Source organism: Streptomyces hainanensis (genome assembly GCF_004348415.1).
GTDB classification, from domain to species: Bacteria; Actinomycetota; Actinomycetes; order Streptomycetales; family Streptomycetaceae; genus Streptomyces; species Streptomyces hainanensis.
Genome location: NZ_SMKI01000506.1, coordinates 1 through 5,334, shown reverse-complemented (window position 1 = coordinate 5,334; position 5,334 = coordinate 1). Strand labels below are relative to the sequence as shown.

Below are 5,334 nucleotides of genomic sequence, written 5' to 3'. Positions count from 1 at the left end.
GTGTAGGGGCCGGTGGCCGGGTGCGGGTAGCCGTAGCCGCCGGGCGGCGGCGACTGCACCGGCGGGTAGCCGTACCCGGACGGCGGGGCCGTGGCGGGCGGCCCGAGCGTCGGCTGCCCGATCTCGGTGGCCTGCACCGGCTCCTCGGAGTCGAGGAGCCCGACGGCGTGCCGGCCGAGTTGGGCGACGAGCGCGCCGGGCAGCCAGGGCTCGCGGCCGTCGTCGGGTATGTCGGTGAACTGGTGGAGCTGGTCGAGGGAGGGGCGTTGGGCCGGGTCCTGCGCCAGGCAGCTCTCGATCAGCGGGTGGAGGCTCTCCGGCACCCCGTCCAGGCTGTACTGCCCCTGGACGATGGCCAGCATCAGCGCGGTCATCGGCGCGTTCGCGTCGCCGAAGGGGGTGCGGCCGGTGGCGGCGAAGGTGAGGACGGAGCCGAGGCAGAAGATGTCGCTCGCGACGGTCAGGGTCTCGCCGCGGCACTGCTCGGGCGACATGAAGCCGGGGGAGCCGACGGCGGCGCCGGTCCTGGTGAGGCCCTCGCCGCTCTCCAGCGCGCGGGCGATGCCGAAGTCGATGACGCGCGGGCCGTCGATCGTGATCATCACGTTGGACGGCTTGAGGTCGCGGTGCACGAGGCCGGCGCCGTGGATGTCACCCAGCGCCTTCACCAGGCCGTTGGCCAGGATGAAGAGGGTGCGCTCCGGCAGCGGGCCGTAGGAGTTCGTGATCACGTCGTGGAGCGAGGGCCCGGCGACGTAGCCGGTGGCCACCCACGGGGTCTGGGCCTCCGTGTCGGCGTCCAGCACGGGCGCCGTCCAGTCGCCGCCGACCCGACGGGCGGCGTCCACCTCGTGCTGGAAGCGCTGCCGGAACTCCGGCTGCGCGGCCAGCTCCGGCTGGACCAGTTTGACGGCCACGGTGCGACCGCGGTCCGAGCGCGCGAGATAGACACTGCCCATCCCGCCGGCGCCCAGCTTCCCCAGCAACCGGTACTGGCCGACCCGTCGCGGGTCCGTCGGGCCGAGCGGCTTCATCCGAACTACTCCTCTTTCGCCCCCGTGCACCCCGGTGGAACACCGGAGCGGTTGGCACGCCTTACTCCCGGAACTCGTGAAGGGGGACCGGGTGGGTGCCACACTCGGTTCCCTCTGTGACTATCACGTTGTTTTCGTGTGATCGGTTCAGTGACGGGCCCGGGCGTGTACCGTACCCGGTCGCCCCTCGGACACCTGCACGAGGGCCGCAGAGTGGCGTGACGCAGCTCACAACGAGCGGGTGCCGGCGGTCAGTCGGCGCGCTCGTACCTGCCCTGGGAATCGGTGTCGGTGTTCTCCAGCCAGGCGATGGTGAGATCGCCGCCCACGCCGTTGACCCACATCCGGAAGCCGCCGTCGGTCCAGCAGCTCTCGCTGTTGCCGTCGCCGGCCAGGGTGTCCGGGCCCATCACCACCTGGTCCTCGTCCACCTGGACCAGCCGGTTCTCCCAGGTGCACTCGTAGTTGTCGGTGGTCTGGTGGAACGTCATCACGACGTCGCCGATCCCGCCCTGGGTGACGGTGATCTCCGAGACGCCGCTGCCGTCGTCGTCGTTCTCCCACGTGTGACGGTAGGTGCCGACCAGCGCCTCCGGGACGTTGGCCGCCGAGGCGGCGGCGGCGGGCTGGAGCGTGGCCTGCTGGTCGTTGTAGGTCCAGTTCAGCTCGTCGCCGCTCTCCGAGAGCCGCAGCGTCTGCACCGTGGCGTTGTCCCGGCAGGACTCGTCCGCCTCGCTCTCCGGGACGCTCCAGTCGTGCAGCTCGGTGAACTCCAGTCGGTCGTCGAAGGACTCGAGCCGCACCTGGAAGGTGCAGAGCACCTCGTCGGTGATGGTGCTCGCGGTGCCGATGATCTCGCCGGCCGAGCCCTGCTCGATCTCGAACCGCAGCAGCTTCGGGAGACCGCCGCTCGTCTCGTACTCGCCCTGCCAGGCGCCCAGGTACCCGTCGGCGATCGGCGCGGTGTCGCCGTTCGAGCCGCGCAGGACCAGCCCGATCACCACGGCGAGCACCACGACGGCGGCGCCGAGCGACGCCAACGCCCAGGTGCGGGCCCGGTTCTTCTGGGTGCCGGGGGACGTCGCCGGGCCGTAGCCGCCGCCCGCGGGCCCGAAGCCGCCGAGCGACTGCATGGACGGCGCGGGGACCGGCGCGGGCGTGGGCGGCGGGTGGTGGCCGGTGTTGGGCATCGAGTACGGGGAGGGCAGCGGGACCGGGCGCTGCTGGGCCGAGGGGTGCACCGGCGGCCAGACCGGCGGCGGCGCCGGGGTGGGCGCGGGGGTCGGCACCTGGCCGACGCCGACGGCCGAGGCCGGCTCGGGCGGGCCGCCCACGGTGCGGCGGTCGGTGCGGCTCTCCGGGCCCTCGGAGTCGAGCAGTTCGACGGCGTGCCGGCCCAACTGGGCGATCAACGGCCCGGGAAGCCAGGGTTCGCGGGAGCCGTCGGGCGTGGTGAGGTCGAGCAGCTCGGACAGGGTGAACCGCTGTTCCGGATCCTGCCGCAGGCAGCCCGAGACGAGATGCCGCAGCCCCTCGGGGAGACCCGTGAGGTCGGGCTCCTCCTCGGCGATGCGGTACAGCAGCAGGTGCACGCTGGTGTCGAGGGCGCCGAACGGGGTCTGGCCGGTGGCGGCGTAGGCGAGCAGCGAGCCGAGGCAGAAGACGTCGCTGGCCGGGGTGACGTGCTGGCCGCGCACCTGCTCGGGCGACATGAAGCCGGGCGAGCCCACGGTGGCGCCGGTGCGGGTGAGCCCGCCGTGGGTGGCGTCCAGGGCGCGGGCGATGCCGAAGTCGATGACGCGCGGGCCGTCGATGGTCAGCAGCACGTTGGACGGCTTGAGGTCGCGGTGCACCAGGTCGGCGCCGTGGATGTCGGTGAGAGCGTGCGCCAGGCCGTTGGCCAACAGGCTGACGCCCCGCTCGGGCAGCCTGCCGAAGTCCCGCGAGACCACCTCGTGCAGGGAGGGCCCGGCGACGTAGCCGGTGGCCACCCAGGGGGTCTGGGCCTCGGGGTCGGCGTCGAGGACCGGCGCGGACCACCGCCCGCCGACCCGTCTGGCCGCGGCGATCTCCAGCGCGAAGCGGCGCCGGAAGTCGGGTTCCTGGGCGAGGTCGGGTTTGATCGTTTTGACGGCGACCGTTCGGCCGCGTTCCGAACGGGCCAGGTACACCTGCCCCATACCCCCCTGGCCGAGCCGGCCGAGCAGCCGGTACTGACCTATCCGATGCGGATCCTGTGCCGTCAGCCGATCCATGTGGAGCCGATCCCCCCGACGATGACTCTGGTTGCCCACACGAGGATAGAGGCGCCGAGCCCCCAGCGCCCATGGGCGCTCACACGCGCACTGACGCGAACCGGTGGCGCCGGAACGACGCGAGCCGGTATCCGGACGGTACGGCGGCGGACGACGGCCGGCGTCGTCGTCGGGCGGACCGTGGACGCGTCGCCGTCGTCAGGCCGACGGTGGCCGCCCAACCGGCGGGCGAGCGGGGCGCGTCGTGGTTCTCCGCGCCGTACCCGGCGAGTTCCGGTGCGGCTTCCCCTCCTCGGCCTCGCCCCTCCCGTCGGCCGCGTCGTCCCCCAGCGCTTCCAGGGCCTCGGAGAGCCTGGTCAACGTGGCCAGCGCCGCCGCGAACTCCTCGGTGCCGCCGAGCGCGTCGCGCAGCCGCGAGGCCAACGCCGCGTGCCCGGGGCCGATGTCGGCGATCGCGACCCGGCCGGCGTCGGTCGCGGCCAGCAGCTTGGCCCGCCGGTGCGCCGGATTGGGTTCGTAGACGGCCAGCCCGTCGTCGACCAGCAGGTCCGCGACGCGCTGCACGCTCTGCCTCGTGATTCCCACGATCCGGGCCACGGCGGACACCGGCAGGGGCTCGGTCAGCACCGTGCCCAGCACCTGCGACCGGGCCGCGGTGAGCCCGGCCGGCGCGGCCATTCGGTCGGCGACGGCCAGGAACTGCGCGTTCAGTCGGAACACGGTGCTCGCGGTGTCGGACAGCAGCGCGCCCGGCGCAGGTCCGGGGACACGGGGCCCGCCACGTCGTTCAGTCATGACAGCAAGCTGTCATGATGTCAGTGTGCTGTCAATTGTCTGACGTGACGGTAGGGTGGGCTGCCGTGATTCGACGGAGCACCTTGCGGGAACAACTCGCCGACGCCCTGCGCGAGGAGATCCTGGCCGGACGCCTCGGCCCGGACGGCGAGTTCACCGTGCGCGAGATCGCCGAGCACTACGGCGTGTCGGCGACTCCGGTGCGCGAGGCCCTGGTCGATCTCTCGGCCCAGGGCCTGCTCGAGGTGGAGCAGCACCGGGGCTTCCGGATCAAGCAGTTCTCCCTGGCCGACTTCCGGCACATGATCGAGGCCCAGGCCCTGGTGCACGACGGCATACTCCGGCGGCGTCCCCCTTTAAACCGGTGGGACGCCATGCCCGAGGCGTTCACCTCCATCCGCCGCCGGGCCACCGCCGCCCGGCAGTCCGCCCTCGCCGGCGACCTCGACATCCTGATCGCCTACGACCTCCGCTTCTGGCGCGAGCTCGACGCGCTGCTCGGCAATCCCCACATAGGCGAGTTCCTCGACCGACTCCGGGTCCGCTGCTGGGCCTTCACCGTCCCCCACCTGCGCCGTCAGCGCGCCCTCGCCGGTCGTCTGTGGGCCGGCCACCCGGACCTGGCGGACGCCGTCGAGCGGGGCGAGACCGAGGAGACGGAGCGACTGCTCGGCGACTCTCGCGACCACGCGCTGACGTTGGCGGTCGAACTCACTACCCTTGCGGTACCGCGTCACCCGGACCGAGAGTGAGCCCACACGTGGCCTGTGACCTGTGGCTGGTCCCCCTCGTCGATGTGCTGTGCCACAGCCCGGACAATCCCTTCGCGGAAGAACTCGCCGAATACGACCGGGCGTTGGCCGACGCCGGGCTGCCCCCGGTGCCGGTTCACGGCTACGTCCCCGGCACGTCGGGCGACGTCGCCCCGATCGCCGGCTTCGACTACGCGGCGCTGCACCTGCTGCGGCGCGCCTACCTCCTGCACATCAGCGGCCTGCCGGTGACACCGGCGGACCAACGGGACGGCGACTACCAGCAGTTGCTGGAGATGTTCGAGGCGACGGCCCAACAGGCCCATCTCGTCTGGCACTTCGACCACGCCGGCTGCTACGTGCCGCTCGACTTCCCGCACCCGTTGGTCAACGAGACGCTGCTGGCCGGCGGCGGGCCGCTCGGGTCGAGCCACGGCCTGCTGCGGGAACTGGAGGCGGTGGCGCCGGTCCTCGGCCTCGACCCGCGCAACCCGCCCC

Annotated in this window: 5 protein-coding genes; 2 read left to right on the top strand and 3 right to left on the bottom strand. The window is 72.7% G+C overall.

Going from position 1 to position 5,334, the window contains the following annotated elements; genetic code table 11:
- From E1283_RS31245 to E1283_RS31235, 3 genes are all read right to left on the bottom strand, one after another.
- A partial coding sequence (locus tag E1283_RS31245) for a serine/threonine-protein kinase (RefSeq protein ID WP_132821537.1) occupies positions 1 to 1,034 on the bottom strand: 1,034 nt, incomplete at its 3' end.
- A 251-nt stretch (positions 1,035 to 1,285) separates the two neighbouring features.
- Positions 1,286 to 3,289, bottom strand: a complete 2,004-nt coding sequence (locus E1283_RS38305) for a serine/threonine protein kinase (protein WP_207930601.1) — start codon at positions 3,287 to 3,289, stop codon at positions 1,286 to 1,288.
- 198 nt (positions 3,290 to 3,487) lie between these two features.
- The gene (locus tag E1283_RS31235) at positions 3,488 to 4,084 is read right to left on the bottom strand and encodes a MarR family winged helix-turn-helix transcriptional regulator (RefSeq protein WP_132821536.1); all 597 of its coding nucleotides are present in this window, start codon (positions 4,082 to 4,084) and stop codon (positions 3,488 to 3,490) included.
- 17 nt (positions 4,085 to 4,101) lie between these two features.
- Here E1283_RS31235 and E1283_RS31230 point away from each other — a divergent pair, with 17 nt between their 5' ends.
- Together E1283_RS31230 and E1283_RS31225 are read left to right on the top strand one after the other, a co-directional pair.
- On the top strand, positions 4,102 to 4,836 hold the full coding sequence (locus tag E1283_RS31230) for a GntR family transcriptional regulator (RefSeq protein ID WP_132821538.1): 735 nt from the start codon (positions 4,102 to 4,104) through the stop codon (positions 4,834 to 4,836).
- A gap of 8 nt (positions 4,837 to 4,844) precedes the next feature.
- On the top strand, positions 4,845 to 5,334 hold a 490-nt coding region (locus E1283_RS31225; RefSeq protein WP_132821535.1), incomplete at its 3' end, for a hypothetical protein.